This window comes from Burkholderia anthina (assembly GCF_001547525.1).
Lineage (GTDB): Bacteria > Pseudomonadota > Gammaproteobacteria > Burkholderiales > Burkholderiaceae > Burkholderia > Burkholderia semiarida.
On the sequence record NZ_CM003768.1, the window covers coordinates 3,358,130 to 3,384,766 of the forward strand.

A 26,637-nucleotide genomic window follows, 5' to 3' on the forward strand; every position below is an offset into this window, starting at 1 on the left:
TACCGCATCCGGTAAGACGCAGGTTAGCGATGCAGGCCCCGGCGGGTGTTACGCGGGGTGGCGGCCCGGTTACCGTGCATTACAGTTCCCTTGCGCGGTAACCCGCAGTAACCCTTTCGTCCCTTTGTTTCGTTCTTCGACTCCACCCTCGCGCGCTAAACTTCGAGCCATGACTACCCAGATCCTCATCGTCGACGACGACCAAGAACTCCGAGACCTGCTGCGCGACTATCTCGTGCGCCAGGGGATGGAAGTGTCCGTGCTGCACGACGCGGCGACGCTCGAGAAGCGCCTCGAGCGCGAGCGGCCCGACCTCATCGTCCTGGACCTGATGATGCCGGGCGTGGACGGCCTGACCGCGCTGCGCCAGTTGCGCGCGGCCGGCGACGACATCCCCGTGATCATGCTGACCGCGCGGGCGGACGACGTCGACCGCATCGTCGGGCTCGAGCTCGGCGCGGACGACTACCTCGGCAAGCCGTTCAACCCGCGCGAGCTGCTCGCGCGCGTGCAGGCCGTGCTGCGCCGCCGCCGCGCGACGCCGTCGGCCGCCGCGCCCGAGCAGCGCGAGCCGTTCGCGTTCGGCCGCTTCCTGCTCGATTTCCAGGCGCGCACGCTGTCGGTCGACGGCAAGCCGGCCACGCTGTCGAGCAGCGAATTCGCGCTGCTGAAGATCTTCGTGAACCATGCGCTGCGCACGCTCACGCGCGAGCGGCTGCTCGAGCTGCTGCACGGGCCCGAGTACGACGGCACCGACCGCGGCATCGACGTCCAGGTATGGCGCCTGCGCCGCATCCTCGAAACGGATCCGTCGACGCCGCGCTTCATCCAGACGGTCCGCGGGCGCGGCTACGTGTTCGTGCCCGACGGCGAGGCCCATGCGCAAACCCATTGATTCACTGTTCGGGCGGCTGGCGCTGCTCGTCGTCGGCGTCCTGCTGCTGTCGCACTTCGCGTGGTTCTTCGCGATGCGGCTCGAGCGCAACCAGATGCAGACGCGTTATGCGGTCGAGGAGGCCGCGTTCCTCGTCGATGCGGTGCGCCAGCACGTCGCGCGCACGCCCGACCAGCCGCTGCCGTCGCGCGTGAGGCTCGTGTCGCCGGATAGCGCCGACGTGCCGAAGGGCGGCGATTCGGGGCTGCCGCCGCCGCTGAAGCGGTTTCGCGACGACGTGAGCGAGCGCATGCCGCCCGGCACGCAGGTCGAGATCGGCGCGCCCGGCCATCCGCCGGTGCTGTGGGTGAAGGAGCCGGCCGACCGCAACTGGATCGTGGTCCCCGTGCAGCCGCTGCGGCCGCCGCGCTCGCTCGACCGGATGCTGCTGTGGCTCGGCACGATCTTCTCGGCCGGCGTGATCGCCGCGCTGTTCGCCGCCTGGCAGTTGCAGCAGCCGCTGCGCTCGCTCGCGCGCGCGGTCGCGCGTTTCGGCCGCGGGCAACCGGTGCCGCCGCTGCGCGAACGCGGCCCGCGCGAGCTGCGTCAGCTCACGCGCGGCTTCAATCAGATGGTGGAGCAGGTATCGCAGGCCGAGAGCGATCGCGCGGTGATGCTGGCCGGCGTCGCGCACGACCTGCGCACGCCGCTCGCGCGGATGCGCCTGCGGGCCGAAATGATGGACGACGCGCGGCTGCGCGACGGCGTCGTGCGCGACGTCGACTCGATGTCGCACATCGTCGACCAGTTCCTGGTATTCGCACACGGCGGGGCCGACCGCAGCGAGCCGGTGCCGGTCGATCAGGCCTGCGAGCGGATCGCGCGCAGCTATCGTGCGGTCGCGCCGAACGCGCCGACGGTCCAGACGCGGCTGGAAGCCGATCCCGGCTTTCGGCTGCCGACGGCGACGCTCGACCGGATCCTGTCGAACCTGCTGGACAACGCGCATGCGTACGGCGCGCCGCCCGTATTCGTGGAGACGGCGCGCACGCCGGCCGGCTACGTGCTGTCGGTCAGCGACAGCGGCGGCGGCATCGCGCCGCGCGACCTCGCGGCCGCCACGCGGCCGTTCGTGCGGCTCGATCCCGCGCGCGGCGGCAACGGCCACAGCGGGCTCGGGCTCGCGATCGTCGAGCGGCTCGTGCTCAGGCTCGGTGGCGCATGCGACATCGGCAATCGCCCCGAAGGCGGCCTGCGTGTGTCGATGACGTTCCCGTTCGAGGCCGTGCCGAAGGACGAACCTCACGAACAAGCCGCATGAGCGGCTGCGGCGCCTGCCCGGCCGGGCAGGCGCCGCGCGGCTTCATTCGCCGAACAGCGTGCCGAGCGTCTCGGCCGCATTGCTGTCGATCGTGTTGTAGGTCACCGTGGTGGCCTCGAAGATATAGACGGTCGTATACCGGCCGAGGCGCTCCAGGATTTCCTCCTGCAGCGATTCCGGCACGACGTTCATGTTCAGGTACCATGCCGTGGACGACAGCCGCGTCTGGAACGACCCGTACTCCTGCATCAGTTCATAGAACGCGTCGGCATCCTGATCGCGACAGACGATCACCAAGTTTCCTGCCATTCCCTTCCTCCCGCTCGTCGGTCGATCCCCGTGGCCTGTTGACAGAGGGCCGTGCACATTGCCGCGACACGGCCGAACCGGACCCGGGGGCTAGCCCCGATCATACCTGCTTCACCGTATCCGGCTGCTGATGCCGCACAGGGTTTGTGGCCGCATGCGGGTGGCGGGTTCACGGCCGGGCCGGATCACGGCATAATTCGGGCCTGCGTGCCGGCCGCAGGATCGCGGCCGGGCCGTTCCGTACCGCGCGCCCGCCATCCGTCCATGCGCCGGGCACGATCCCTGCGCTGCCCGCGCCGTCCCGGACGGTTGTGCCTGAAATACAGGTTGGTGTAGTGTCGTGCCGTCGCGGCCCGGCTCGACCGGCCGCGGCCGCGTGTGCGCGCACGGCGCGCCGCGCGCGCGAAATCGCCAGTCAATCGAATTACCGCGCCCGTGCGCTTTGCCATGAATCAACATCGACTGCCGGCTTCGTTCGGCCTTACCGGGGAGGGCGCCTGATGAACGTCGGATTCTTCAATCCGAACCGGACCGCCAACGCATCCGCGTGGCGCGTGCTGCCGAACCGGTGGGACTTCATCGCCTTTCCGCTGATCATCTGCCTGATCGCGATGGCGGTGGTCGGCTTCCACGAAACGATGGCGCCGATCGGCGTGCTGCAGACGCAGAAGATCTCGCTCGATCCGTCGAACCTGCCCGAATACGCGTTGCGCACCACGCTGCGGATGCTCGCCGCGATGGTCGCGTCGCTCGCGTTCACGCTCGTCTACGGCACGCTCGCGGCCAAGAGCCGCCGCGCGGGCATGGTGCTGATCCCGATCCTCGACATCCTGCAGTCGGTGCCGGTGCTCGGTTTCATCTCGTTTACGGTCACGTTCTTCCTCGCGCTGTTCCCGAGCCGCGTGCTCGGCGCCGAGCTGGCCGCGATCTTCGCGATCTTCACGAGCCAGGCGTGGAACATGACGTTCAGCTTCTACCAGTCGCTGCGCACGGTGCCGCGCGACCTGGACGAAGTGTCGCGCGGCTTCCACCTGACGTCCTGGCAGCGCTTCTGGAAGCTCGAGGTGCCGTTCTCGATGCCGGGCCTGATCTGGAACATGATGATGTCGATGTCGGGCGGCTGGTTCTTCGTCGTCGCGTCGGAGGCGATCACCGTCGGCAACCAGACGATCACGCTGCCGGGCATCGGCGCGTATCTCGCGCAGGCGATCTCGGACAAGAACTTCGGCGCGATCGGCTGGGTGATCCTGACGATGACGGTCGTGATCCTCGCGTACGACCAGTTCCTGTTCCGCCCGCTCATCGCGTGGGCCGACAAGTTCCGGATGGAGAACACCGCGTCGGGCGATGCGCCGCAGTCGTGGCTGCTGGACCTCGTGCGCCGCACGCGGCTGATTCATCAGCTGCTCGTGCCGGCCGGCTGGTTCTTCGCGAAGGCCGCGCGGATTCCGCTGCGCCTGCCGCTGTCGGGCGCGATGCGCTTCACGCTGCCGAAAGTCGAGAAGAAGGCGTCGCGCACGGTCGACATCGCGTGGGCCGGGCTCGTGCTGATCGGCACCGCCTATATCGTGTGGCGCGTCGTGAGTTTCGTCGCCACCGGCGTGACGATGGCCGAAGTCGGCCACGTGCTCGTGCTCGGGCTCATCACGCTGCTGCGCGTGGTCGTGCTGATCTCGATCGCGTCGGTGATCTGGGTGCCGATCGGCGTGTGGGTCGGGTTGCGCCCGAAGCTGGCCGAGAAGCTGCAGCCGCTCGCGCAGTTCCTCGCCGCGTTCCCGGCGAACCTGCTGTTCCCGGTGTTCGTGATCGTGATCGCGCGCTTCCACCTGAACCCGGACATCTGGCTGTCGCCGCTGATCGTGCTCGGCACGCAGTGGTATATCCTGTTCAACGTGATCGCCGGTGCGACGTCCTACCCGAACGACTATCGAGAAGCGGCGACCAACTTCCGCATCCGCGGCTGGCAGTGGTGGCGCCAGGCGATCCTGCCCGGCATCTTCCCGTACTACGTGACGGGCGCGATCACCGCATCGGGCGGCGCGTGGAACGCGAGCATCGTGTCCGAAGCCGTGCAGTGGGGCAGCACGCGGATCGAGGCGCACGGCCTCGGCGCCTACATCGCGCAGACCACCGCCGCCGGCGATTTTCCGAAAATCATCCTGGGCATCGCCGTGATGTCCCTGTTCGTCACCCTGTTCAACCGCCTGCTGTGGCGCCCGCTGTATGCCTTCGCCGAAGCGAAGCTGCGGCTCGACTGAGACCGATTGAGAGCGAAACGCGATGCACAATCCGAATGCTGTAAACGCCCCCGTCCAGACGTCCCAGCCGCCGCGCCCCGGTGAAGAAATCCTGCGCGTCGAGCACGTCTGCCGCGGTTTCAACAAGACGCAGGGCGAGCTGCTCGTGCTCGACGACGCGAACCTGTCGCTGCGCGAAGGCGAGATCGTCGGGCTGCTCGGCCGGTCGGGCTCGGGCAAGTCGACACTGCTGCGCATCATCGCCGGGCTGATCGAGCCGACCGGCGGCGAAGTGACGTACCTCGGCAAGCCGCTGCGCGGGCCGGCCGAGGGTGTCGCGATGGTGTTCCAGACCTTCGCGCTGTTCCCGTGGTTGACCGTGCTGCAGAACGTGGAAGCCGGGCTCGAAGCGCTCGGCGTCGGCGCGCGCGAGCGGCGCGAGCGTGCGCTCGCGGCGATCGACCTGATCGGTCTCGACGGCTTCGAGAACGCGTATCCGCGCGAGCTGTCGGGCGGCATGCGCCAGCGCGTGGGCTTCGCGCGCGCGCTCGTCGTCGATCCGACGATCCTGCTGATGGACGAGCCGTTCTCCGCGCTCGACGTGCTGACCGCCGAGACGCTGCGTACCGATTTGCTCGATCTGTGGACGCAAGGCCGCATGCCGATCAAGTCGGTGCTGATCGTCACGCACAACATCGAGGAAGCGGTGTTCATGTGCGACCGCATTCTCGTGCTGTCGTCGAACCCGGGCCGCGTGATCGCGGAGATCAAGGTGCCGTTCAAGCACCCGCGCAATCGTCTGGATCCGGCGTTCCGCAAGCTCGTCGACGACATCTACGCGAAGATGACGGCCCGCCAGACCGGCGAGGCGACGAAGAAGGGGCTCGAGCTCGGCAGCTGGCTGCCGCAGGTGTCGACCAACCTGATGGCCGGCCTGATCGAGACGCTCGCGATGGCGCCGTACCACGGCCGCGCGGACATGCCGGAAATCGCGCGCACGCTGCACCTCGAGGTCGACGACCTGTTCCCGATCGCGGAAGTACTGCAGTACCTCGGCTTCGCGGACGTGCGCGAAGGCGACGTGTTCCTGACGCCGCCGGGGCGCGTGTTCGCGGAGTTCGGCACGCAGGAACGCAAGCTGATGTTCGCCGATCACTTGCTGAAGCACGTGCCGCTCGCCGCGCGGATCAAGAAGGTGCTGAACGAGCGCCCGGGCCATCGCGCGCCGCGCGTGCGCTTCGAGCAGGAGCTCGAGGATTTCCTGTCGGACGGCGCGGCCGAGGAAACGCTCGACGCGGTGATCGACTGGGGGCGTTACGGGGAGATCTTCTCGTACAACGACCAGACCGAGATCTTCAGCCTCGAGGACGTCGAGTCCTGATGCGATCGGGGTGATTCCGACGCGTCCCGCTGGAATCGCCCCGATGCTCCCGGCAGCGTGATTCGGCTGCCGCGACCGCCCTCGGCATTCGCAACGAGCGCCGGACGAGGGATCATCCAATTGTCGGATCGCGCTCCTGCTGGAAGCGCTGCGGATGGCATTCGCCGAGGATGCCGCGGCCGGCTTCGCTTTTCGGCCGCAACGCTTCGTTCACTTCCGCCGCCTTTTTCCCCTTCACCACGCGTTGAATGCCTGCCGCATGGTGCGGAGTGCTTCGATCGCCGCGCGATCACGCGCGTCCATCGGCAATAAATATCAGGGATCGATCAACCGATCGACCGGAGGGGATTTCGGCGCGGAATACTAAATACTGACAAGTGGTTATGAATTTGCCTACGGTTTGATATATTTGGCGCCTTCAAGGCGGCTGAGAGCGCCTTGTTGGTGCGATAGCGTCCAGATCGCGGCGGGTTCGCCCGACAAAAAGAACGAGGTCAATGATGAGTTTCGCAGGAAACGGAAACCCCGCCGGGATGAGCGGGGGCGGCGCAGCCTTGGCCGGCGGTTTGACGAACCTGGGTTCGCTTGCCGGCATGGCGGGCCAACTGGGGGCGCTGACCGGCATGCCGGGCGCGGGGCTGCTGGGCGGTGCCGCGAGCGCGGTGCAACTGGCGCAAACAGGCTTGTCGCTGATGGGCAAGGCTCCGGAGTCGATCGCCGAGGCCATCAACAGCCTGACGGGCGCGCTCCCGCGCCTGACCCAGGACAATCGCTTCATCACGATCGAAACGCCGCTCGGCCCGGACGTGCTGCTGGTCAGCGCGGCGGTCATCGATGAACACGTCAATCAACTGACCGAAACACATCTCGACCTGCTTTCCCATCGCAACAATATCGAACCGCAGGAAATCGTCGGGCAGCGGGTCAAGATCACGCTCGAGCCGCAGAGCCGCAACTTCAGTCTGACGCGTGTCGTGACGTCGGCGGCCGATATCGAGACGAAGCGATATTTCGACGGTTACGTCGCATCGTTCGGCCGCGTCGGAAAGTCGGGTTCGGTCACCCGCTATGAAATGTCCGTCGTTCCGTGGTTCTGGTTTCTCACGCGCTCGACCGATTGCCGGATTTTCCAGAACCAGACGCCGCAGGACATCCTGAGCGACATTTTCCGCGAGATGGGTTTCTCGGATTTCGAGTTCGCGATGCAGGGCGAACGTCCGAAACTCGAGTACATCGTCATGTACGACGAGTCCTACTACAGTTTCTGCTCGCGCCTGATGGAGCAGGAAGGGCTGATCTGGACGATTCGCTACGAACAGGACAAGCACATCCTCGTGATCGGCGACACCAACGCGGTGTTCCAGCCGATTCCGAACCTGAAGACGATTCCGTACGAAGCCAACAGTGCCGCCAGCGAGCAGAACGGCATCGATCGATGGGACGAGGCGTTCAGTTTCCGGGTCGGCAAGATCACGTACCGGGATTTCAACTACAACCAGCCGTCGTCGCAACTAATGCATGTCGAGGTGCCGACCGTCAATCTGAAGCACCCGAACATCCAGACGACCGAGCGTTACCAGTTCCATTCGTTGTATGACCACGGCGATGACGGGCAGCGTTACGCGTGCTACGCGATGGAAGCGGAAGAAGCGCTCGCGCACCGTTTCAACGGCGCCGGTCACGCGCACGGGATGACGACGAGCGGCCGCTTCACGCTGGTCAATCACGGCACGTCCGCCTACAACAACAAGGACTTCGTGATCCTGCGCGTTCGTCACCAGGTGGCGAACGACTATACCCAGCAGACCTCGAAACTGCCGTACCACAACACGTTTACGTGCCTGCCGATCGACATTCCGTTCAGGCCGGAGCGGCGTACGCCCAAGCCGCACATGCAGGGCACCCAGTCCGCGATCGTGGTCGGGCCGAAGGGCGAGGAAATTCACACCGACGGCAGCCGGGTCAAGCTGCATTTCATGTGGGACCGCCGCGGCAAGCTCGACGGTTCCGATTCGATGTGGGTGCGCGTATCGCAACCGTGGGCAGGCAAGGGCTGGGGCGGTTCGGCGATTCCGCGGATCGGCCAGGAGGTGCTCGTCTCGTTCAATCAGGGCGATCCGGACAACCCCATCGTCGTCGGCCGCGTGTTCAACGGCGAATCGGGCAACCCGTATCACGGCAGCGGCGGCCAGACGATGGGGATGCGCAGCCAGACGCACAAGGGCGAGGGTTTCAACGAACTGCGGTTCTCGGATGTGAACGGCGCCCAGGAAGTTTTTCTGCATGCGCAGAAGGACATGAAGACCATCGTCAAGGATAGCGAATCGCATACGGTCGAATCCGGCGCGCGGAACGTGTCGGTGCTCAAAGGCGACGAGAGCAAGCACATCGCGGAAGGCAGCCTGTCGGAAAAGATCGCGAAGGCGCGCTTCACGACGGCCAACACCGTCGGCGTGCAGGCGCTCGCGGGCGATGCCGGGCCGGGCAAGCAGAGCTATCAGGCGACGGACGAGATCGAGCATCGGGTCGGCGCGAGCATCGTGACGCTGAAGCCGGACAGCATCAAGCTGTCCCACGGCGCCTCGAGCATCCTGATCAATCAGAGCGGCATTTTCCTCGATGGCCCGGTGATCCATCTGAACCAGGGGCTGTTCGTCACGCCCGAGCAGGCGATGGCGATCGAGTGGGCCAATCAGCAGGCGGTCATCGCGGCGGGTCTCGCGTCAGCCGATCCGAAGGTGCAGGCCGCGGCACGCAAGCTTCAGGCGACGGTCAAGGCGCAACAACTGGCGAAGCTCGCGGAAGCGGTGTACACGCCCGGGACGGCGCCGCCGGGATGGAAGAACGTGTCGAACGACCCCGAAGCGCTGAAGAAGTTCGGCATGCGGCCGCAGGATCTGAAGATTCCCGGCAGCAATTTCGGCGCGCAGGTCTATGCGCCCGATCCTGCGGTGTTCGGCGACAGCATGAAGCCGACGCTGGCCTTCAAGGGCACGCAGCCGACGGTCAAGGAGGACTGGTCGAACAACCTCAGCCAGGGGCTGGGCGACAATTCGCCGTACTACGATCGCGCCGTGACCCTCGGCAAGAAGATCCATGGTTCCGGCAATGCGGGCGGCCTCGACCTCACAGGCCATTCGCTCGGCGGCGGGTTGGCGTCGGCTGCATCGCAGGCGAGCGGCGCGGGCGCGACCACTTTCAACGCGGCAGGCCTCAATCCTGAAACGTTGCCGCTGTACGGCGCCACGCCGCGGGCGTCGTCGATCACGAACTATCGCGTCGACGGCGACATCCTGACGGGCTCGCAGGAGGGCGGGCTCGGCCCGATCAGCGAGGTGACGTCCCACCTGATGCCCAAGGCGGTCGGCGAGCAGATCACCATTCCGGGCACCAGCGTGACGACGGTCCAGCGGCACATGATGGGCCAGGTGACGAGCGGGCTGAATACGACCGTCGCCGAGCAGCAATCGTCGCTGCTGAGTCAACTTCAGGGACATTGATGAAATACAGCAAGGTCATCGCCGCAGGCGCGGTTGTCGCGGTCATCGGTTTGTCGTCGCCGTTCTGGTGGCCGACTCAAGCACAGGAAACAAAAATGGCAGACTTCAAACGTTACCCGCCCGAAGACTTTTTCACGGGACAGCAACTCGAGCTGGCGCGTGCCATTCGCGACGGGAATCTGGCGCAGGTCAAGGCGCTTGCGCCGCATGCCGATCTCGCTGCGCTGGGCAACAAGAAGGCCAGCCTGCTGTCGTTCGCGGTGCAGGAAGCCGTGCCGGTGAAGGCGGATGCCGCCAACGTGCGCCTTCAGATCGTCAGCGAACTGGTCCGGGACGGCGCGAAGCCCGAACAGCCGTTCGGCGAGAATGGCGCGAACGTCGCGTATCTGGCCGCGCGGGCCGACACGCCGAACCTGCTCAAGGCGTTGCTGGCCGGCGGCATGAATCCCGATCTCAAGTACGACGGCGATACGCCGCTGCTCTTCGCCACCTGCAAGGACACACTGTTGCCGCAAATGCGCCTGCTGGTCGAGCACAAGGCGAACGTCAATGTGCGGGATTCGATGAAGGAAACCGCGCTCTACGAAGCGACGCGCCTGCGGCAATGGGACGTCGTCGATTATCTGCTCGCGCACGGCGCCGATCCGTCGGTGAAGAACGACAACGGTCTCGCGTACGCGAAGGTCCTCGGCGACGAGTTGCAACAGACGCCGAAAGGCTCGCCGCAGCTGGGTCGCATCGAAGCCATCCACAAGCGTCTGGTCGCGGCCGGCGTGCAGTAACGTTGCCCCGTGACGGTTGCGTCGGCTGCGACCGTGCAGCCGGCGCACAGTTTCAATCCGGCGCCTGCCGCGGCGGGCACGCCGAACCGAGAAGAGCATGTCCGAATATCAGATGAACGATGCCGTCATTCAGTTGCCGGCGCACTTCAAAGACAAGACGATTCACCTGTTTACGGTCGATGAAACGGGGAGCGGTAGTAGCGGATTCACTTTCGTGGTGTCCCGCGCGCCGATGGAGCCGGACGATACGGTCGACACGTTCGTGACGCGGCTGGTCTCGGAGATGCGCAAGTCGCTGCCGCGTTTCGAATTGAAGCATCTGGAAAACCGGGAAATCGACGGCGAAACCGCGCGCGAAATCGATTATCGCTGGGTGTCGGAAGGCGCGCCGCTGCATCAGCGCCAGACGGTCGTGATGTCGCCGAAGGGCGGGCGCGAACGCGTGGCGATCAGTTTCATCGGCACCTGTCCGAAGTCGTTCACGGAGGACAAGAGCAAGGAATACAAGCGCCTGCTCGCGAGTGTCGTGCTGGCCCGGCCCGATCGGGCGGCCTTCGCGCCGAGGGCGCTCGGCCAGGACGAGGCCGGCATCGTGTTCGTGCTGCACGAGCCGAGCGCGACGCTGTACGCGCTCACGGGCATGGCCGAACTGTACCGGCACGACGTCACCGAAATGTTCGACGACACCGCGTTCTTCGGCCCGGGCGGTGAGCCGCTGGCGCTGCAGCCCGCGCCGGACGGGCAAGCGGCGTGGCGCGCGATGGACGGCCGTCAATTCGCGCTGTGGACGGCGGATGTGCGCGAGCACGCATCGCTGAGCGATCGACTCGACGCTGTGACGGCGGTGAAGGGCATGACCGGCATGCAGAGCGTCGAGGCCGTGCGTGCTTATCTGACCGCGGTTGCGAACGCGGGCTGACGGAGAGCGGGCGTGGATACATTACTGGCGGCTGCGCGGTTGGGTGATCCGATCGCGCATACGGCATCCAAGGGATGGATGATCGCCGGGCTGATCGCGGGTGCGGTGATCGGCGCCGTCGCGGTGGTCGCGACGGGAGGTGCTGCGTTGACGGTCGTCGCTGCAATCGCGGCGGGCGCTGCCGCGGGCGGCGGTCTCGGCGAAGTGCTGGGCACGATGTCGTGGGCGCCGCGACATGTCACCGGAAGTCTCATAAAGGGTTCGCCCAACGTCTTCATCAACAGTCGCGCGGCGATGCGGGCCATCCTGAGCCAGGGCCTGTGCAGCGACCATGCGGGGCCGCCGCAGGTGGTCGCGCAGGGTTCGTCGACGGTGTTCATCAACAGCCAGCCGGCGAGCCGCAAGGAAGACCGGATGATGTGCGGCGCGTTGATCAACGACGGATCGCCGAACGTGTTCATCGGTGGTCCGGCGGTCGGCGAGTTCAATCCCGAGATCCCGGCGTGGGTGAACTGGACGATGGCCGCGGTGGGCATTGCGGCTGCGGCCGTTCTTGCGGGGCCCGCGCTGGCGCTGCTCGGTGCGGCCGGCGGCTTTCTCGGCGGCGAAGTCGGCGGATGGCTGGGCGGGAAGATCTTCGGCGAGGGTTCGGACGGGCAGAAGTGGTCGATGCTTGGAGGAAGCTTGCTGGGCGGATTCGGCGCGGCGAAGGGCGCCAGGCTCGTCGGCGGCGCGAGAGGAGCGGGCTCCGCGGCTGGCGAACTGTCGGCGCTGGAAGCGGCCGAAGGTGCGGCAGGGGCGACGGAGCAGCCGACGATTTCGCTGTTCGGTGTGCGTGGCGGCGGCCGGACGCCCGACGCAGAAGGCGTTCTGCACGAGTATCAGTACACTGGCCACGTCGGGTATTCATTCGACGGCGGCAAGACGATTTGGGGTTTTGGACCGGCAGTCGGGGATGCGACCGCGGCGGATGTATTCGCCAATCTGAAGTCATCCGGCAGTTATCCGGGGCAACTGACCCAGGACCAGGCAGCATTCTCGCTGATTGCGGAAAATCCACTGCCTGCCCGTGGCGGGGCCGGCACGCTACAGACCGTGTATGAGCAGAAGATACCTGTCACGCAGGAGCAGTACGAATCAATTCTGGCGGCACACGAGGAACTGGTGGCGCGCGGGCCCATGGACGACATCCGGTATCAATGGCCGCCCAAGTCTGGCGGCGCATGGCCGGAAAACAACTATAACTGTGCGACGTTCCCCGGCCGCCTGGGTATCCCGATTCCGGAAACGACCGGAAAATTGCAGTACTACATGCCCGAACTCGAGAAGGTCGGGACACCGTGGAAGCCGTGACATCAGATTCTATGAGTGAGAAAAAGGGTCTCTATACCGTAGCAGTGGAATCGTACGATCTGGTGCTCGTATCCGTCATCGATTCTCCGAGTCCGCATGTTTTTCGGGCGAAGGTAGAGCGCATCTATTCCAGCGGAAAGGGCATCACGCCGGATAATCTCGGGGCGGAAATCGTGTTCAACGGCGGTCCGCCGACTTGGGGCAACGTGGCACTTCAAGCCGGCGAGCGTGCTCTTCTGTTCGTGAGAGCGCAGGCCGGTGCGTTGAACGAGTATCCGTCGCGCGGGCACATGGTCCTGGAGGACATGGACGGTGAATTGGGCGCCAGATTGCATGTTCCGGAGCTGTGGCTGCGTGAGGATGTGCCGGAGGCCGTGAAGGCTGCGGCGAGTCAGCATCCAACATGGCGGAATGCGTCGATCGTCAAGTTCAGTGTGCTGGAAACTTATCTGAACGGCTTGATCGCGAGGGCCGGGCGCTGAGCCGGGGCGGTTTCCGGACAGCGAAGCGGATAATGCAAGTGCGAAGTTTTTGGAGCTGAATCGAATGACCGATAAGAATCCCGATTTTTCACCGATGCGCATGCGGGCACGCGGATTCGTGTCGCAGGGCCGTATCGAGGACGCGCTCGGGTTGTACGGCGACATCCTGAAACTAGCGCCGGAAGACGCGGCGACGTATGCCGATCGTGGCACGACCTTCGCGATGATCAAGAAGACCGATCTCGCGCTGAACGATCTGAACCGGGCCATCGAACTGGGCTATACGGATCCGTCGGCGTATTGCACGCTCGCGACGATTTATCTCGAAGGCGGCGCCTACCAGAAGTCGCTCGATTACTTCGACCGGGCGCTGAAGCTCAATCCCGACCAGCCTTTCGTCTATTTCAATCGCGCCAGGGCATACGAGACGCTGGGTGATATCAAAGCGTCGATCGCCGATCTGGAGCGGTGCCTGACCTACAACCCGGACGATGCGCTGTCCGCGAAGATCAAGGAAAGGGTGGCGCAGCTTCGCACGCGTCTATAATCACCGTAGCTCGCGAGTACGCAAAACGGCAGGGGCGCCACGCACGATGCGCGGCGCATCGCGTCGTTACTGCAAATTCCCCCACCGATCGACTGCCGGTTCCGCCGACGCCCACTTCCAGTGCGTGCCTTGCTGGCACGCATTCGCGAAATACCAGTCGGCCTTGTCGCCGTCCTTCACCGAGAACGCGAATTCCTTGCACAGCGCGAGCGCCGACGAGTACGCGCGCGTGACGCGCACTTCGCCTTCGCCGTTTTCCAGCGGCAGCGTGTTCTTCACCTTCCACGGCTTCACTTCGCCGACGGCGAGGCTGCCGGCTGTCTTCGCGATCGCGTCCTGCTGGTTCTGATGAAGCTGCTTCATCGTGCGGTTGACGGCTTCGTCGGTCGCGGCCTGCACGGCAATCCCGACGCCCACGCCGACCGCCGGGTTCGCGGTGACGAGGCCCGTCGCCGCGCCGGCCAGCGCACCGCTCGCCGCGCCGACCGAGCCGCAGCCCGACAGCGCGAGCGTCGCCGCGCACAGCGCGCCGATCGCCGCGATACGGATCGCCACGCTCATTGCAGCGCGCCCCAGCGCTCGGTCGCCGGTTCCGCCGACGCCCATTTCCACACGGGGCCGTCGCGGCAGATGGTGGCGACGTAGAACGCCGATTGCGCGGGCTTGTCGGCCTTCGCCGGCGTATCGACCGCGAACACGATTTCCTTGCAGTCGAGCGGGCCGACGCTGATCATCCGGCTGACCGTCACGCGGCCCTGCTCGTCGTCCTCGATCGGGAACGAATGGTGCGTCGACCACGGCGCGACGCCGCCGACGTCGAGCGGACCGGCCGCCTTCGCGATCTGGTCTTGCGTGTAGCGGTGCGCGACGCGTTGCGTGTACTGGACGCCCGCCCGTGCGCCGGCGACGGCGCCCAGGCCGATGCCGGTGGCGACGGCGGCGTTGTTGGTGACCTTGGAGGCGATCGCGGCGCCCGCGATACCGGCGCCGGCCGTCGCGCCTTCGCTGTACAGCGAATTGCAGCCGGACAGCAGTGCGGCCGCGGCGATCACGGCCAGCACGACGCGCGCCGGCGTGGCCCGGCGCGGCGATTCGAAGCGAATGTTCATCCCTGAGTGCAAGTCCTGTCTGGGTGAGCGGCGACGCATGCACGCTCCCGATGCCGCGTCATTGTTTCGCAATTGTCATGGGAAAACTGCAAAGCTTTGACAAATCGCCGTGCGGCGGGCCGCGTGCGCGCGGGCGGCGCTATTGTCGAATAGATGAACGACGAGGGGTCGAAACGTTACAAATTGAAGGTAATTGTTACCTTCGGATGCGATCGCGCGACCTAGACTGTTTTGTTATGGAATGTTTCTACGACGGCCTCGAGCCGCGCCGCATATGAGACGCCCAGCCATGCGCCGTTCGAAACGGTTGTCACACCGGCCACCCGACGCGGCGGCCGGCCATCCGGAAGACCGCCCGCGTCCGCGGACCGACGCGCCATCGGCCCCGCCCGCGGGCGCGCCGGACGAGGCGCCGTCGGACGGCGACCACAACCAGGGTGGTGCTCGCCCGGAAGGGCTCGACTATCAACGCGACCTCGGTCAGGAGCAGGACGCTTGATACGGTCGTCGCCGCATTCCACCGCCGTATTTCATTGCAATTCTCGGAACTGAGTCGCCGCGCGGCCGCCTTCGGGCCGCCGCGCCTGCTTTGGCGCGCGTCGCGCGTCAGCCAATCGAATCGAGGAGGGGAAATCGCATGAGCAGATTGATCGTGGTATCGAATCGTGTCGCCGCCGGCGAGGACACGCGCCCGAGCGCGGGCGGCCTGGCCGTCGGCGTGATGGACGCGCTGCGGGAAACGGGCGGCGTCTGGTTCGGCTGGAACGGCGAGATCGTCGGTGCGCCGGACGCCGAGCCCGCGATCCAGCGGGACGGCAACGTTACCTACGCGACGGTCGGGCTGACCCGGCGCGACTACGACCAGTACTACCGCGGCTTCTCGAACGCGACGCTGTGGCCGGTGTTCCATTACCGCGGCGATCTCGCGCGCTTCGACCGGCAGGAGTACGCCGGCTACCTGCGCGTGAACGCGATGCTCGCGAAGCAGCTCGCGGCGCTGTTGCGCCCGGATGACCTGATCTGGGTGCACGACTACCACCTGCTGCCGTTCGCGCACTGCCTGCGCGAGCTCGGCGTGAAGAACCCGATCGGCTTCTTCCTGCATATCCCGTTTCCGTCGCCCGACGTGCTGCGCCTCGTGCCGCCGCACGAGGAACTCGTCAAGTTCATGTGCGCGTACGATGTCGCGGGCTTCCAGACCGAGGCCGACAAGCAGGCCTTCACCGACTACATCGAGCGGCGCGGCATCGGCGCGGCGAGCGACGACGGGATGCTGCATGCGCACGGCCGCGTCGTGAAGGTTGCGGCCTATCCGATCGGCGTGCATCCCGACGCGATCGCGCAGGCGGCTATCCAGTACGGCGCCCGCAAGCCGGTGAAGATGCTGCGCGAGGCGCTGGGCGACCGCAAGCTGGTGATGAGCGTCGATCGCCTCGATTATTCGAAGGGGCTCGTCGAACGCTTCCAGTCGTTCGAGCGGATGCTCGCGAATGCGCCGGGCTGGCAAGGGCGCGTGTCGCTGCTGCAGATCGCGCCGCCGACGCGTTCCGACGTGCAGACCTACCAGCAGATCCGCGAGACGCTGGAAGGCGAGGCCGGCCGCATCAACGGCCGCTTCTCGCAGCTCGACTGGACGCCGATCCAGTATCTGAACCGCAAGTACGAGCGCAACCTGCTGATGGCGTTCTTCCGGATGTCGCAGGTCGGCTACGTGACGCCGCTGCGCGACGGGATGAATCTCGTCGCGAAGGAATACGTCGCGTCGCAGGATCCGGCCGATCCGGGCGTGCTCGTGCTGTCGGAGTTCGCGGGCGCGGCGGCCGAGCTGACCGGCGCGCTGCTCGTCAATCCGTACGATCTGTCGCAGATGGCCGAGGCGCTCGAACGCGCGCTGTCGATGCCGCTCGCGGAGCGGCAGGCGCGTCACGAGGAGAACCTCGCGCGGCTGCGCGAGAACGACCTGTCGGTCTGGCGCGACACGTTCGTCGCCGACCTGCGCAGTGTCGCGGCGGCGGCGTCGGTCACGCGGCGCGCGGGCCAGCGGGCCGCGCATGCGTGAGTTCGTGCAGCGTGCGGCGAGTGACGACGAAGAAGCCGACGACGCAACCGGCCGCTTCTTCGTCGTGACGGGCGGCCCGGGTTCGGGCAAGAGCACGTTGCTCGATGCGCTCGAGCGCGCCGGGTTCGGACGTTCGCAGGAAGCCGGGCGCGGCGTGATCCGCGACCAGATGGCCATCGACGGTCCGGCGCTGCCGTGGCGCGACCCGGCTGCGTTCGCCGAGTTGATGCTGAGCTGGGAGATGCGGTCCTACCATCTCGCGCGGCACGCGCGCGGGCCGGTGTTCTTCGACCGCGGCGTGCCGGACGTGATCGGCTACCTGAAGCTGACCGGCTTGGCGGTACCCGCGCACGCGGAAGCGGCGGCGCGGCGTTTTCGTTATCACCGGCGCGTGTTCATCGCGCCGCCGTGGCCCGATATCTATGCGCAGGACACCGAGCGCCGGCAGGATTTCGCGGAAGCGGTGCGGACCCATGACGCGATGGTCGATTGCTATACGTCGTACGGCTATCGGCTGATCGAATTGCCGCGCGCGAGCGTGAAGGCGCGCGTGCGCTTCGTGATGGACACGCTCGACGCCGCTTGACACCCGTCGCGGGTGCGGCGCGCGACGGTGTCAGGCCGCCGGGTCCGGCGGCGGCGACGCGATGCGCAGCAGGCTGACGACCGCGGCCACCGCCGCGAACACCGTGGCGACAAAGAGTGCGATCGTCGGCCCGCGATCGGGCGCGAGCCCGAAAATCAGCGCGACGAGCGCGGCGCCGAACGTCTGGCCCGTCAGGCGCGCGGTGCTCAGCATGCCGCCGGCGCCGCCGCTGCGCTCGCGCGGCGCCGACGACAGCATCGCGCGGTTGTTCGGCGACTGAAACAGCCCGAAGCCCGCGCCGCACAGCGCCATCCGCCACACGATGTCGACCGTGCCCGGGTGCGCGCCGATCGTCGCGAGCGACAGCAGCCCGGCTGCAAACAGCGCAAGCCCGATCCCGCCGAGCATGCCGGCCGAATAGCGGTCCGACAGCACGCCCGCGAGCGGCGCGGCGAACACGATCACGAGCGGCCACGGCGTCATGTAGAGGCCCGTCTCGACCTGCGAGAAGCCGAGCGAATGCTGCAGCCAGAACGGCAGCGCGACGAACGCGAGCATCTGCGACGTGAACGACGCCATCGACGTGTAGATCGACAGCGCGAACATCGGGATGCGCATCAGGTCGACGGGCAGCAGTGGCGCCGGCTGCGACAACTGACGCTTCACGAAGAAGTAGCCGACCACGCCCGCGATGGCCAGTTCGGCCGCGACGTACGCATGACCTTCGCCGTGACCGAGCCCGTCGACGGCCGTGATCAGGAGGCCGAACACGCACGCGTTCATCAGCGCGCTCGGGAAGTCGTACGGCGCGTCGTGCAGCGGGTTGGCCGGCAGCGCGCGCAGGCTGCCGAGCACGGCCGCGATGCCGATCGGCACGTTGACCGCGAAGAGCCACGGCCACGACGCGAACGACAGGATCGCGGACGCGACCGTCGGCCCGATCGCCGACGACAGCGCGACCACCATCGCGTTGATCGACAGCCCGCGCCCGAGCATCGACGACGGGTAGATCATCCTCACGAGCGCCGCGTTGACGCTCATGATGCCGGCCGCGCCGAACCCCTGGATCACGCGCATCACCGCCAGCATCGGCAGCGAGCCCGCCAGCGCGCAGCCGAGCGACGCCGCGGTGAACAGCGCGAGCCCGGCGATGTAGATGCGGCGATAGCCGATGCGCTCGCCGAGCGACGCGAGCGGCAGCAGCGTGATCGTGACCGCGAGCTGGTACGCGTTGACGATCCAGATCGACGCGGCGTCGGACGCGTGCAGGTCGCGCGCGATGGTCGGCAATGCGACGTTCGCGATGGCGCCGTCGAGCACGGCGAGCGTGATGCCCAGGGCGACGCAGACGATCGCCCAGTAGCGTTGCGGAAGCGGCAGGCCGGTATCGGCGTTCATGGCGGGAGCGAGAGCAGGGTTGTCCGCGCACCCGCTTGCCGGTTGCGTGCGCAACCATGTACGCGGGGGGCGGCGATGAACGGCCCGGCCGGCGCGGCTGCACCGGGACGGGGCCGGTCGAGTGTATCACCGGGCCGCATCGCGCGACGCCAAGCCGCGCGGTGGCCGGCTGGCGCGCGCATTCAGCCTTCGAAGTCGAGACCGCCGAGCCGCACGAGCGGCTCGGCCTGCGTGCGCGACGCGAGATCGATGTCGCGCGCGCTTTGCCATGCGCCGAGCTTTCTCGGCAGCGCGGCGAGGTAGTGCTCGAAGCGTTGCGGGCCGTCGGGTTCCATCAGCCGCTCGATCTCGTCGGTGTCCCACGTCAGTTCGAGATTCAGCGGATGCACGAAGCCGCTCACGTGCTCGTGCGGCGCGCTGCGGATCTGCACGCGCGTCGGGTGCCCGTGCCCGCCATAGGGGACGACGTCGGCCCGCACGTGGTCGGCGAAGAACGCGGCGATCGCCTGCGCGATGCGCGGCGCGAATTCGGTATCGAAACGGCGGGCGGTTTCGGGCTGCATGAAGGCGTCTCCTGTGTGCCGAAAATCGTAGCACGGCGACGACGCGTTTCGGCGTGGGCGATACCGGTAATCGCGCGTTACCACTTGCTGCATCTATTACGGCCGCGTCCCGCCACAATGCATCGCATCCAGTACCACTTCGCGTGGGAGTCCATCATGAAAAAGATTGCCGCAGTGTGTGTCCTCGCCGGTTCGCTCGCGGTGGCGGGGCCGGCGTCCGCGCATGGCCGCGACGGCGGCGCCGTCATCGGCGCATTGATCGGCGGGGCGGTGCTCGGCGCGATCGTGACGTCCGCGATGAATCCGCCCGTCGCGTATCAGGCACCCGTGTACCAGGCGCCGGCCTATCAGCCGCCGACGTACTACCAGGCGCCCGCATACCAGCAGCCGGCCTATCCGACCTACCGGCAGGCGCAGTACCAGGACGACGGCCCGAACTATTGCTACGATCGCTACCAGCGCGCGTACGTGTGCGGTGCGCCCGTGTCCGGCGGCTACGCGCGGCCGGCCGGCTGGTAAGTGCGGGGCGTGCCGCGTGCGATCGCGGTTCCCGACCGGTCGGCCGGCGTTCGCCGCCGTTCGCTTTGCCGGGCCTTTCGTCGTTTGCGTGGCCATTCTGTGGCCGGAGTGATGCGCCGCCGGCCATCGGCGGGCCGTGCGTGGATACAAACGGTTGCAATTGAACGTCAGTGGCGATGACCGCCGCCGTCGCCGCGACCGTGTCCGCCGCCACCACCTTCGTTCCAGTCGCCACGGCGTCCGCCGCCGCGCCACCAGCCGTTGCCGCGGTTGCCGCGGTCGCCGTCCCAGCGATGATAGTCGCGCCGGCCGCGATCCCAGTCGCGCCCGCCGCCACCGCCCCAGATGTTGACCGTGCCGTACACCGGGGACGGGGCGTACGCATAGCCGGGATCGGAATAGTAGGGCTGCCCGTAGCCGTATCCGGCGTCCGGGGCGACGACGCAGCCGGCCAGCAGGGTAGCGACGCCGGCGGCAGCAATGAGCTTGAGCATGATGTTCTCCGTTGATTGCGCTATAAGTACCGCGCTCGGGGATTGCCGGCTGTTTGCAATTGTGTCGCCAAATTACAGCTCCGTAAGGTCTTGCGACGAAAGTGTTAGCATCCGGGGCTCATTGGTTTTTCAGGAGCACATCGATGAAATTCCCGATCCGGGCCGCGCTGGCCGCCTTCTGCGTGACCGCCGCCGCCGCCTGCGTGGCCGCGCCTGCCTCCGCGCCTGCCGTATCCGCCGAGTCGATCAAGATGTTTCCGCAGGCAGCGGCCGGCCAGCAGCGCGCCGTGATCGCGCTGCCCGCGCTCGAGAACGAAGGCGATGCGCGCGTCGAGCTGATGATCGGCAAGACGTTGCAGACCGACTGCAACCAGCATTGGTTCGGCGGCGAGCTGACCGCCGAGGATGTGAAGGGTTGGGGCTACACGTATTACCGGCTCACCGACGTGAAGGGGCCGGCATCGACGTTGATGGCGTGCCCGGGCCAGGCGCCGCAACAACGGTTCGTGCAGGTGCGCGGCGACGGTCAGCTGCTGCGCTACAACAGCCGCCTGCCGCTCGTCGTCTATGTGCCGGACGGCTTCGACGTGCGCTATCGCGTGTGGCGTGCGTCGAAGGACGTGCAGCAGGCTGCGAAGCAGTAACCTTTCCTTCGGCGGTGTCCTGCCGCTATCTATACACCGGCCGCGCTGCTCGTGCCGACGAGCGCCGGCCATGCGGCCAGCGCGGCCTGCGCGACGGCTTCCAGATCGCGGCGGCTCGCGCCGTCGCGCGCCTGGATCGACATGCCTTGCTGAACCGTCACGTAGTAGCGGGCGATTGCGTCGAGGTTCGCGTGCGTTGATATTTCGCCTGCCGCGACGCCTTGCACGAGGCGTTCCCGCAGCGCGTCGACCGTGCCCTCGCGCATCGCGATCAGCGTTTGCCGGACCATATCGGAACGTTCGGCCGGATGCAGCGCCGACAGCACGATCAGGCAGCCGGCCGGCTTCGAGCGCCGCGTGAACACGCGTGCGGTATCCATCAGGTAGTTGCGCACGGCCTCGTACGCGCTGGCCGCCCGTTCGACGCCGCCCCAGATTTCCCGCCCCTCGGTTGCGCGGTAATGCTCGAGCGCTTGCCGGAACAACGCTTCCTTGCTGCCGAAGGCCGCATACAGGCTCGGCGACGCGATGCCCATCGCGGCCGTCAGGTCCGTCATCGACGCCCCTTCGTAGCCGAGACGCCAGAACACCTCCATCGCGCGATCCAGCGCCGCTTCCTTGTCGAAGCTTCTCGGTCGGCCTCGTTCAGCCATTGCGTCCGTCCCTTCGTCGATATCTGTATCGATCGATAAAATAAATCAATTGACTGCGCGGTGCAACTTGCTCCATTCTGTGTCGGTCGTTACATAAATTGGGAAAGGAACCGACATGAATCGACTTCAAGGCAAGCGTGCACTCATCACGGGCGGCAGCCGCGGCATCGGCGCGGCGATCGCGAAACGGCTGGCGGCCGATGGCGCGGACGTGGCGATCACGTATGAAAAATCCGCCGAACGGGCGCAGGCCGTGGTCGCCGGCATCGAGGCGCTGGGCCGCAAGGCCATTGCGATCCAGGCCGACAGCGCCGATCCGGTTGCCGTGCGCGACGCGGTCGATCGCGCTGCGCAGGCGTTGGGCGGCCTCGACATTCTCGTCAACAACGCGGGGATTTTCCGGGCCGGCGCGCTGGACGACCTCACGCTCGACGATATCGACGCGACGCTGCACGTGAACGTGCGCGCTGTGATCGTCGCGTCGCAGGCGGCGGCGCGGCATCTCGGGGAGGGCGGGCGCATCGTGTCGACCGGCAGTTGCCTCGCGACACGCGTGCCCGATGCCGGGATGAGCCTTTATGCGGCGAGCAAGGCCGCGTTGATCGGCTGGACGCAGGGGCTCGCGCGCGATCTCGGCTCGCGCGGCATCACGGTCAACGTCGTGCATCCGGGGTCGACCGATACCGACATGAATCCGGCCGATGGCGAGCATGCCGATGCGCAGCGTGCGCGGATGGCGATTCAGCAGTACGGCAAGGCCGACGACGTGGCCGCGCTCGTGGCGTTCGTCGTCGGGCCGGAAGGGCGGTCGATCAACGGGACGGGGCTGACGATCGACGGCGGGGCGAACGCGTGAAGGCCGATGCCCGGCGTGAGCTGGCCGGGTGGGAGGCGTGTGTTCGTGTGCCCGTTACTGGCAGCCGAGGCGCTGGTGCTCGGCTTCCAGGTCGGCCCGTTTGTCGTAGGCGCGCAGTTCGTTGCGCGGCTTGCCGTCCGGGCCTGTTCCTCGCACGACCTTCTGGCCGCGGTCGGGCGAATGCGTGACCGCGTCGATGCCGGCGGCCAGTTCCCGGCAGCGGGCGTCGGGGGAGGTGCTTTCCGGGCGCGGGGCTGCCGAAGCCGTGACGTTGGCGATGCCCGGGCTGACGTAGCGCTGTTTGGCGGGAGCCGTGCCGGTGTCGGCGGCGTTTGCGGTGGCGGGCATCGCTGAAAGCGCGGCGAGCGCCGCGATCGTTCGAATCATTCGAGAATTCCGTGTGTTGAACCGAAGAAGGTTCGGAATTCTACGCAATGTTCGGTGCATGTCCGCGGCGAACGGGCGAGGTGCGATCGTGTGTCGCACGTCGTGGCGAGCGCTCGATTGCACCATCTTCGTGTACTGCGCCGCGCGCGCAAGCAATATTCCCCAGACAGCAAAAAGCCCGCTTGCTTTCGCAAAGCGGGCTTCGGTATTTGGTTGCGGGGGTAGGATTTGAACCTACGACCTTCGGGTTATGAGCCCGACGAGCTGCCAGACTGCTCCACCCCGCGGCGCGAAGTGTACTTGGGTCGGTGCGCGGAGTCAAACGATTCGTGCAAAGACGGGCTGATGTCATATCGGGCCTGTTCCTTGAAACCCCTGCCACGCAGGGAAGCCGATGCGTGCAGCCGCAAATTTTTTACGTTCGCCACAATATTCGCGCGCCTGAAACGTCTTCAGATGCATGGAACCGCCACCCACTTCGCAAACGATGACCGACCCAGACCGCGACATCACTGCGACAGTGATGCGTGAGCGAACGAGGCTAGGGAACTTCATTCGGCGCCGGATCCGCGACCCGGACGATGCCGAGGACGTTCTGCAGGATGTGCTTCACGAATTCGTGCAGGCTTATCGGCTTCCGGCGCCGATCGAACAGGCGAGCGCGTGGCTGTTCCGTACCGCGCGCAACCGCATCATCGATCGTTTCCGCAAGAAGAAGGAGCAGCCGCTGACCGATCTACTCGATGCCGACGACGAAGCGGACAGCGAGTATCGCCTGGATCTCGCGCTACCGGCACACGATGCCGGCCCTGAAGCGCTCTACGCTCGCACGCTGCTGCTCAAGGCGTTGCAGGATGCGCTCGACGAGTTGCCGGCGAATCAGCGCGAGGTTTTCATCGCACACGAACTGGAAGGGCTGTCCTTCAAGGAGCTGGCCGCGCAGAGCGGCGTCACGCTCAATACGCTGCTCGCGCGCAAACGCTACGCGGTCCTGCACCTGCGTGCTCGACTGCAACCCATTTATGACGAACTGGATATCTAGAGGAGTCGACGGATGAATTTTCGAATCAGATGTGCGGGCAAGGCGCTACTCGTGGTGGTCGCCATCGGCGTGCTCGGATGGGTCGTCATGATGCTGTGGAACTGGGTGATGCCGGCGCTATTTCTCGGCGCCCGGACGATCGACTTCGCCCATGCGCTGGGCCTGCTCGTGTTGAGCCGCATCCTGTTCGGCGGATTCCGCGGACACCGCGGCTGGCACGGCCGGCGTCATTGGCGCAAGTGGGAAGCCATGACGCCCGAAGAGCGCGAGCAATTCCGGGCCGCATGGCGGTCGCGTGGCAAGCGGCCTACCGAGGAGTGAACATGCGCGAGAAATCAACGGCCGACTGCAAGCACAAGGCGGGCGTGATTGCGCCCGTCGTCGATCTGAAACGTTGCGAAGGCAAGGGCGATTGCGTCACCGTCTGCCCTGAAAACGTGTTCGAGGTCCGGCGCATCGATCAGGCCGATTATCTCGATCTTGGCCTGATGCATCGCTTGAAGCTGCGCGTGCACGGAATGAAAGTCGCGTACACGCCGAATGCGGACGCGTGCAGATCATGCGGGCTTTGTGTGACGGCGTGCCCTGAACGGGCGATCACGCTTGCTCGACGGGCATAGCATCGCTCGTGCTTGCCGATGATCGAACGGCAGCGCAGGGAGCCTGACGGCGGATTGGCAGCCGCTGGATACGCCGTCTACGTCATCAACTTCGTGAAGGAATGGACTTGGCTTCGACCACCAACGCTCTTTTGCAACGGCTTCATGAAGAAAGCCGGAGCGAAATCATCGCCCGCGCACGCGCGCAGTTCCAGGGGCCTAACGAGGCGTTTCCGACGCTCGTCGACGAATACGAAGCGCTCGCCCCGAGGTTGCGAGGACGGTTTCTCGAAACGTTCGGCCTGTTCACCGAGGATTTCGAATCATCGGGAGGCAGTGCTCTATCGTTGGCCGTGTCGGCGGAAACGGGAAGGTTTTTGCGCAACATGGTGCTGTCGCAACGGCCGAGCAGAATCCTCGAGCTCGGCAGTTCCTGCGGCGTGTCGACGCTGTATTTCGCCGATGCGCTGCGCACGTTGGGCCGTGGTGTGGTCATTGCAACTGAATGCGATGCGCTCAAGTGTGCGCGTTTGCGGGCTCATGTCGAAGCGGCGGGCCTGGATGCCTATGTCGACGTGCGGGAGGGCGATGTGTTCGAGACGGTTGCCGAGCTGGAGGGAGCCGTCGACATGGTGTTTATCGACGTATGGGCCGACGCGTACTTGACGCTGTTCAGACAGATCGAGCGCTTGCTGCGGCCCGGATCGGTCGTGCTGGCCGACAACATGTACACGGCCGAAGATGCCGTTCGACCGTACAAGCACTACCTCGACGAGGATCCGCGGTTTTCGACCACGACGCTGGATTTTGAGTCGGGGGTGGAGTTTACGGTCGTTGTGGCTTGAGGGAAGTTTCTTGCGAAGCCGGGGCAGTATCGGCTTGACTGGTCCCCCCGACAGGAATCGAACCTGTATCTAGCGCTTAGGAGGCGCTTGTTCTATCCATTGAACTACGGGGAGAGCCAAGTCCGGACAATCGCGCGAAAAACGCGAACCGGACGGCGGAGTGGACAGCGCGCAGAGTATAGCAAACGCGCGGCGCGTCGGCGGGGCTGAATGCACCCGCGACGCGCGTATCGCGTAATCACCCGCGATCGGAACGGGAAATCAGAAATCGACGACGACGAAATCTTCCTTGCCCACGTCGCACAGCGGGCAGCGCCAGTCGGCGGGAATGTCGGCGAAACGCGTGCCGGCCGGGATGCCTTCGTCGGGCAGCCCTTCCGCTTCGTTATAGACCCACCCGCAAATCAGGCAGACCCAGCTCTGGTATTCGGTTACTTCACTCATGTTGCGCTCGGGATAATGGAATTCGGCGATGCCATCCGCAGCCCTCGCCAGCGGACGAAACGCGCAATGGTACCGGAATTTCGCCGAACGCCAGCGCAACGTCGTTTTAAACGTACGCATCGCGAACAACCGGCGCCATCGCGTCGGCCGGGCATGCGGTGTATGCTTCGTGGGCCTGTCAATCTGAAGGAGGAAACGATGCTCAATAGAAAGTGGATCGCGGGTGCAGTCTGTGTCGCGGCGATGGCCGTATCGACGCTCGCGCGCGCCGAGGCGCGTGTGTTCTTCGTCGAGCCGAAGGACGGCGCGACGGTGTCGAGCCCCGTGCACGTGAAGTTCGGTCTCGAAGGCATGGCGCTCAAGCCTGCCGGCGACATGACCCCGGATACCGGTCATCATCACCTGCTGATCGACGGCAAGCCGGTGCCGAAGGGCGACGTGATTCCGGCGACCGACCATTCGCTGCATTTCGGCAAGGCCCAGACCGAAACCGACGTGAAGTTGCCGCCCGGCCAGCACACGCTGACGCTCCAGCTCGGTGACGGCGCGCACCGTTCCTACGGTCCCGAATTGAGCTCAACGATCACGGTCAACGTGAAATAACCGCGGATTCCGCGCTGGCGCCCACGGCGCCGCGCGCGGGGTCTGCCGATCGGCCGGCCGCGGGCATCCGGCCGGCATTCGCCCGTTTCCGCGGGCATGCAAACCGCGGCCCGCCTCCGCACCGGAAGCCG

The 26,637-nt window shown here is 66.2% G+C and carries 31 protein-coding genes and 2 tRNA genes; 22 read left to right on the top strand and 11 right to left on the bottom strand.

What is annotated here, in order from left to right; genetic code table 11:
- Positions 1–169 precede the first annotated feature (169 nt).
- Both WS64_RS15340 and WS64_RS15345 read left to right on the top strand, forming a co-directional pair.
- The gene (locus WS64_RS15340) at positions 170–895 is read left to right on the top strand and encodes a response regulator (RefSeq protein ID WP_006493394.1); all 726 of its coding nucleotides are present in this window, start codon (positions 170–172) and stop codon (positions 893–895) included.
- Entirely contained in the window at positions 879–2,195 is a 1,317-nt protein-coding gene (locus WS64_RS15345; protein ID WP_059576612.1) for an ATP-binding protein, read from the top strand. Before WS64_RS15340 ends, WS64_RS15345 begins: the two co-directional genes overlap by 17 nt.
- A gap of 42 nt (positions 2,196–2,237) precedes the next feature.
- On the opposite strand, the gene WS64_RS15350 is transcribed toward WS64_RS15345, so the two are convergent.
- Complete coding sequence (locus WS64_RS15350) at positions 2,238–2,504, bottom strand: double-stranded DNA-specific endonuclease (protein WP_011545926.1); 267 nt, start codon at positions 2,502–2,504, stop codon at positions 2,238–2,240.
- A 500-nt stretch (positions 2,505–3,004) separates the two neighbouring features.
- Here WS64_RS15350 and WS64_RS15355 point away from each other — a divergent pair, with 500 nt between their 5' ends.
- The 9 genes from WS64_RS15355 to WS64_RS15390 all read left to right on the top strand — a co-directional run bounded on the left by WS64_RS15355 (position 3,005) and on the right by WS64_RS15390 (position 13,705).
- Positions 3,005–4,762, top strand: coding sequence for an ABC transporter permease (locus tag WS64_RS15355; protein ID WP_060966801.1), 1,758 nt, complete (start codon positions 3,005–3,007; stop codon positions 4,760–4,762).
- 22 nt (positions 4,763–4,784) lie between these two features.
- Positions 4,785–6,122 (top strand): ABC transporter ATP-binding protein, encoded by a 1,338-nt coding sequence (locus tag WS64_RS15360; RefSeq protein WP_059576606.1) that lies wholly within the window; start codon positions 4,785–4,787, stop codon positions 6,120–6,122.
- A gap of 154 nt (positions 6,123–6,276) precedes the next feature.
- Positions 6,277–6,489 (top strand): hypothetical protein, encoded by a 213-nt coding sequence (locus WS64_RS34315; protein ID WP_155720428.1) that lies wholly within the window; start codon positions 6,277–6,279, stop codon positions 6,487–6,489.
- Positions 6,490–6,622: 133 nt separating this feature from the next.
- Positions 6,623–9,622 (top strand): type VI secretion system Vgr family protein, encoded by a 3,000-nt coding sequence (gene tssI, locus WS64_RS15365; RefSeq protein WP_059576899.1) that lies wholly within the window; start codon positions 6,623–6,625, stop codon positions 9,620–9,622.
- A 95-nt stretch (positions 9,623–9,717) separates the two neighbouring features.
- A complete protein-coding gene (locus WS64_RS15370) occupies positions 9,718–10,404 on the top strand; it encodes an ankyrin repeat domain-containing protein (protein WP_226094006.1) in 687 nt (228 codons plus the stop codon).
- Between the two features lie 97 nt (positions 10,405–10,501).
- Entirely contained in the window at positions 10,502–11,323 is an 822-nt protein-coding gene (locus WS64_RS15375) for a DcrB-related protein (RefSeq protein WP_060966802.1), read from the top strand.
- Between the two features lie 12 nt (positions 11,324–11,335).
- Positions 11,336–12,676, top strand: a complete 1,341-nt coding sequence (locus WS64_RS32915; protein ID WP_196755130.1) for a PAAR domain-containing protein — start codon at positions 11,336–11,338, stop codon at positions 12,674–12,676.
- A gap of 11 nt (positions 12,677–12,687) precedes the next feature.
- The gene (locus WS64_RS15385) at positions 12,688–13,158 is read left to right on the top strand and encodes a hypothetical protein (RefSeq protein ID WP_089465043.1); all 471 of its coding nucleotides are present in this window, start codon (positions 12,688–12,690) and stop codon (positions 13,156–13,158) included.
- 49 nt (positions 13,159–13,207) lie between these two features.
- On the top strand, positions 13,208–13,705 hold the full coding sequence (locus tag WS64_RS15390; protein ID WP_124659348.1) for a tetratricopeptide repeat protein: 498 nt from the start codon (positions 13,208–13,210) through the stop codon (positions 13,703–13,705).
- A 66-nt stretch (positions 13,706–13,771) separates the two neighbouring features.
- On the opposite strand, the gene WS64_RS15395 is transcribed toward WS64_RS15390, so the two are convergent.
- Positions 13,772–14,266, bottom strand: a complete 495-nt coding sequence (locus WS64_RS15395; protein ID WP_059576585.1) for a hypothetical protein — start codon at positions 14,264–14,266, stop codon at positions 13,772–13,774.
- On the bottom strand, positions 14,263–14,814 hold the full coding sequence (locus WS64_RS15400; protein WP_059576580.1) for a hypothetical protein: 552 nt from the start codon (positions 14,812–14,814) through the stop codon (positions 14,263–14,265). The genes WS64_RS15395 and WS64_RS15400 overlap by 4 nt, the downstream gene beginning before the upstream one ends.
- 289 nt (positions 14,815–15,103) lie before the next feature.
- On the opposite strand from WS64_RS15400, the gene WS64_RS32920 reads away from it, so the two are divergent.
- The 3 genes from WS64_RS32920 (at position 15,104) to WS64_RS15410 (ending at position 17,459) form a co-directional block, all read left to right on the top strand.
- Complete coding sequence (locus WS64_RS32920) at positions 15,104–15,313, top strand: hypothetical protein (protein WP_081083214.1); 210 nt, start codon at positions 15,104–15,106, stop codon at positions 15,311–15,313.
- 138 nt (positions 15,314–15,451) lie between these two features.
- Entirely contained in the window at positions 15,452–16,873 is a 1,422-nt protein-coding gene (gene otsA, locus WS64_RS15405) for an alpha,alpha-trehalose-phosphate synthase (UDP-forming) (RefSeq protein ID WP_060311941.1), read from the top strand.
- Entirely contained in the window at positions 16,866–17,459 is a 594-nt protein-coding gene (locus WS64_RS15410) for an AAA family ATPase (protein WP_060966983.1), read from the top strand. Before otsA ends, WS64_RS15410 begins: the two co-directional genes overlap by 8 nt.
- 30 nt (positions 17,460–17,489) lie before the next feature.
- Here WS64_RS15410 and WS64_RS15415 read toward each other — a convergent pair whose 3' ends face one another.
- A complete protein-coding gene (locus WS64_RS15415) occupies positions 17,490–18,857 on the bottom strand; it encodes an MFS transporter (RefSeq protein WP_060311943.1) in 1,368 nt (455 codons plus the stop codon).
- Positions 18,858–19,039: 182 nt separating this feature from the next.
- Positions 19,040–19,420 (bottom strand): DUF5594 family protein, encoded by a 381-nt coding sequence (locus WS64_RS15420; protein WP_059576572.1) that lies wholly within the window; start codon positions 19,418–19,420, stop codon positions 19,040–19,042.
- Between the two features lie 117 nt (positions 19,421–19,537).
- Here WS64_RS15420 and WS64_RS15425 point away from each other — a divergent pair, with 117 nt between their 5' ends.
- Positions 19,538–19,939, top strand: coding sequence for a hypothetical protein (locus tag WS64_RS15425; RefSeq protein ID WP_059646376.1), 402 nt, complete (start codon positions 19,538–19,540; stop codon positions 19,937–19,939).
- Positions 19,940–20,106: 167 nt separating this feature from the next.
- Here WS64_RS15425 and WS64_RS15430 read toward each other — a convergent pair whose 3' ends face one another.
- A complete protein-coding gene (locus WS64_RS15430) occupies positions 20,107–20,433 on the bottom strand; it encodes a hypothetical protein (protein WP_059576567.1) in 327 nt (108 codons plus the stop codon).
- Between the two features lie 143 nt (positions 20,434–20,576).
- Between WS64_RS15430 and eco the strand changes: the two genes are divergently transcribed.
- Positions 20,577–21,077, top strand: coding sequence for a serine protease inhibitor ecotin (gene eco, locus WS64_RS15435; RefSeq protein WP_060966803.1), 501 nt, complete (start codon positions 20,577–20,579; stop codon positions 21,075–21,077).
- A gap of 29 nt (positions 21,078–21,106) precedes the next feature.
- On the opposite strand, the gene WS64_RS15440 is transcribed toward eco, so the two are convergent.
- Positions 21,107–21,730 (bottom strand): TetR/AcrR family transcriptional regulator, encoded by a 624-nt coding sequence (locus tag WS64_RS15440; protein WP_060966804.1) that lies wholly within the window; start codon positions 21,728–21,730, stop codon positions 21,107–21,109.
- A gap of 115 nt (positions 21,731–21,845) precedes the next feature.
- On the opposite strand from WS64_RS15440, the gene WS64_RS15445 reads away from it, so the two are divergent.
- Positions 21,846–22,586, top strand: a complete 741-nt coding sequence (locus tag WS64_RS15445; RefSeq protein ID WP_060966805.1) for an SDR family NAD(P)-dependent oxidoreductase — start codon at positions 21,846–21,848, stop codon at positions 22,584–22,586.
- Between the two features lie 54 nt (positions 22,587–22,640).
- Here the strand turns inward: WS64_RS15445 and WS64_RS15450 are convergent, their stop codons facing one another.
- Together WS64_RS15450 and WS64_RS15455 are read right to left on the bottom strand one after the other, a co-directional pair.
- Positions 22,641–22,973, bottom strand: coding sequence for a hypothetical protein (locus WS64_RS15450; RefSeq protein ID WP_060966806.1), 333 nt, complete (start codon positions 22,971–22,973; stop codon positions 22,641–22,643).
- A gap of 210 nt (positions 22,974–23,183) precedes the next feature.
- Positions 23,184–23,260, bottom strand: a tRNA-Met gene (locus tag WS64_RS15455).
- 173 nt (positions 23,261–23,433) lie between these two features.
- On the opposite strand from WS64_RS15455, the gene WS64_RS15460 reads away from it, so the two are divergent.
- From WS64_RS15460 to WS64_RS15470, 4 genes are all read left to right on the top strand, one after another.
- On the top strand, positions 23,434–24,015 hold the full coding sequence (locus WS64_RS15460) for an RNA polymerase sigma factor (protein ID WP_081103831.1): 582 nt from the start codon (positions 23,434–23,436) through the stop codon (positions 24,013–24,015).
- A gap of 12 nt (positions 24,016–24,027) precedes the next feature.
- Positions 24,028–24,336, top strand: coding sequence for a hypothetical protein (locus WS64_RS15465; protein ID WP_060966807.1), 309 nt, complete (start codon positions 24,028–24,030; stop codon positions 24,334–24,336).
- A gap of 2 nt (positions 24,337–24,338) precedes the next feature.
- The gene (locus WS64_RS32925; protein ID WP_081103832.1) at positions 24,339–24,635 is read left to right on the top strand and encodes a 4Fe-4S dicluster domain-containing protein; all 297 of its coding nucleotides are present in this window, start codon (positions 24,339–24,341) and stop codon (positions 24,633–24,635) included.
- 101 nt (positions 24,636–24,736) lie between these two features.
- Positions 24,737–25,459: an O-methyltransferase gene (locus WS64_RS15470; RefSeq protein ID WP_432206241.1), complete on the top strand. Its 723-nt coding sequence runs from the start codon at positions 24,737–24,739 to the stop codon at positions 25,457–25,459.
- A 39-nt stretch (positions 25,460–25,498) separates the two neighbouring features.
- Here the strand turns inward: WS64_RS15470 and WS64_RS15475 are convergent.
- Together WS64_RS15475 and WS64_RS15480 are read right to left on the bottom strand one after the other, a co-directional pair.
- Positions 25,499–25,573: transfer RNA gene (locus WS64_RS15475), tRNA-Arg, on the bottom strand.
- 147 nt (positions 25,574–25,720) lie between these two features.
- Entirely contained in the window at positions 25,721–25,903 is a 183-nt protein-coding gene (locus tag WS64_RS15480; protein WP_006478164.1) for a rubredoxin, read from the bottom strand.
- A gap of 198 nt (positions 25,904–26,101) precedes the next feature.
- On the opposite strand from WS64_RS15480, the gene WS64_RS15485 reads away from it, so the two are divergent.
- A complete protein-coding gene (locus WS64_RS15485) occupies positions 26,102–26,506 on the top strand; it encodes a DUF4399 domain-containing protein (protein WP_059583762.1) in 405 nt (134 codons plus the stop codon).
- The last annotated feature ends 131 nt before the right edge of the window (positions 26,507–26,637 follow it).

Excerpts from the sequence above, each read along its gene's own strand:
- WS64_RS15350 (WP_011545926.1), bottom strand. The coding sequence starts at position 2,504 with ATGGCAGGAAACTTGGTGATCGTCTGTCGCGATCAGGATGCCGACGCG.
- WS64_RS15375 (WP_060966802.1), top strand. The coding sequence starts at position 10,502 with ATGTCCGAATATCAGATGAACGATGCCGTCATTCAGTTGCCGGCGCAC.
- WS64_RS15400 (WP_059576580.1), bottom strand. The coding sequence starts at position 14,814 with ATGAACATTCGCTTCGAATCGCCGCGCCGGGCCACGCCGGCGCGCGTC.
- WS64_RS15345 (WP_059576612.1), top strand. The coding sequence starts at position 879 with ATGCGCAAACCCATTGATTCACTGTTCGGGCGGCTGGCGCTGCTCGTC.
- WS64_RS15450 (WP_060966806.1), bottom strand. The coding sequence starts at position 22,973 with ATGATTCGAACGATCGCGGCGCTCGCCGCGCTTTCAGCGATGCCCGCC.
- WS64_RS15430 (WP_059576567.1), bottom strand. The coding sequence starts at position 20,433 with ATGCTCAAGCTCATTGCTGCCGCCGGCGTCGCTACCCTGCTGGCCGGC.
- WS64_RS15420 (WP_059576572.1), bottom strand. The coding sequence starts at position 19,420 with ATGCAGCCCGAAACCGCCCGCCGTTTCGATACCGAATTCGCGCCGCGC.
- eco (WP_060966803.1), top strand. The coding sequence starts at position 20,577 with ATGAAATTCCCGATCCGGGCCGCGCTGGCCGCCTTCTGCGTGACCGCC.
- WS64_RS15360 (WP_059576606.1), top strand. The coding sequence starts at position 4,785 with ATGCACAATCCGAATGCTGTAAACGCCCCCGTCCAGACGTCCCAGCCG.
- tssI (WP_059576899.1), top strand. The coding sequence starts at position 6,623 with ATGAGTTTCGCAGGAAACGGAAACCCCGCCGGGATGAGCGGGGGCGGC.
- WS64_RS15470 (WP_432206241.1), top strand. The coding sequence starts at position 24,737 with ATGGACTTGGCTTCGACCACCAACGCTCTTTTGCAACGGCTTCATGAA.
- WS64_RS32920 (WP_081083214.1), top strand. The coding sequence starts at position 15,104 with ATGCGCCGTTCGAAACGGTTGTCACACCGGCCACCCGACGCGGCGGCC.
- WS64_RS15440 (WP_060966804.1), bottom strand. The coding sequence starts at position 21,730 with ATGGCTGAACGAGGCCGACCGAGAAGCTTCGACAAGGAAGCGGCGCTG.
- WS64_RS15415 (WP_060311943.1), bottom strand. The coding sequence starts at position 18,857 with ATGAACGCCGATACCGGCCTGCCGCTTCCGCAACGCTACTGGGCGATC.
- otsA (WP_060311941.1), top strand. The coding sequence starts at position 15,452 with ATGAGCAGATTGATCGTGGTATCGAATCGTGTCGCCGCCGGCGAGGAC.
- WS64_RS15410 (WP_060966983.1), top strand. The coding sequence starts at position 16,866 with ATGCGTGAGTTCGTGCAGCGTGCGGCGAGTGACGACGAAGAAGCCGAC.
- WS64_RS15480 (WP_006478164.1), bottom strand. The coding sequence starts at position 25,903 with ATGAGTGAAGTAACCGAATACCAGAGCTGGGTCTGCCTGATTTGCGGG.
- WS64_RS15355 (WP_060966801.1), top strand. The coding sequence starts at position 3,005 with ATGAACGTCGGATTCTTCAATCCGAACCGGACCGCCAACGCATCCGCG.
- WS64_RS34315 (WP_155720428.1), top strand. The coding sequence starts at position 6,277 with ATGGCATTCGCCGAGGATGCCGCGGCCGGCTTCGCTTTTCGGCCGCAA.
- WS64_RS15465 (WP_060966807.1), top strand. The coding sequence starts at position 24,028 with ATGAATTTTCGAATCAGATGTGCGGGCAAGGCGCTACTCGTGGTGGTC.
- WS64_RS15340 (WP_006493394.1), top strand. The coding sequence starts at position 170 with ATGACTACCCAGATCCTCATCGTCGACGACGACCAAGAACTCCGAGAC.
- WS64_RS15445 (WP_060966805.1), top strand. The coding sequence starts at position 21,846 with ATGAATCGACTTCAAGGCAAGCGTGCACTCATCACGGGCGGCAGCCGC.
- WS64_RS15485 (WP_059583762.1), top strand. The coding sequence starts at position 26,102 with ATGCTCAATAGAAAGTGGATCGCGGGTGCAGTCTGTGTCGCGGCGATG.
- WS64_RS15385 (WP_089465043.1), top strand. The coding sequence starts at position 12,688 with ATGAGTGAGAAAAAGGGTCTCTATACCGTAGCAGTGGAATCGTACGAT.
- WS64_RS15425 (WP_059646376.1), top strand. The coding sequence starts at position 19,538 with ATGCATCGCATCCAGTACCACTTCGCGTGGGAGTCCATCATGAAAAAG.
- WS64_RS15395 (WP_059576585.1), bottom strand. The coding sequence starts at position 14,266 with ATGAGCGTGGCGATCCGTATCGCGGCGATCGGCGCGCTGTGCGCGGCG.
- WS64_RS15460 (WP_081103831.1), top strand. The coding sequence starts at position 23,434 with ATGGAACCGCCACCCACTTCGCAAACGATGACCGACCCAGACCGCGAC.
- WS64_RS32925 (WP_081103832.1), top strand. The coding sequence starts at position 24,339 with ATGCGCGAGAAATCAACGGCCGACTGCAAGCACAAGGCGGGCGTGATT.
- WS64_RS15370 (WP_226094006.1), top strand. The coding sequence starts at position 9,718 with ATGGCAGACTTCAAACGTTACCCGCCCGAAGACTTTTTCACGGGACAG.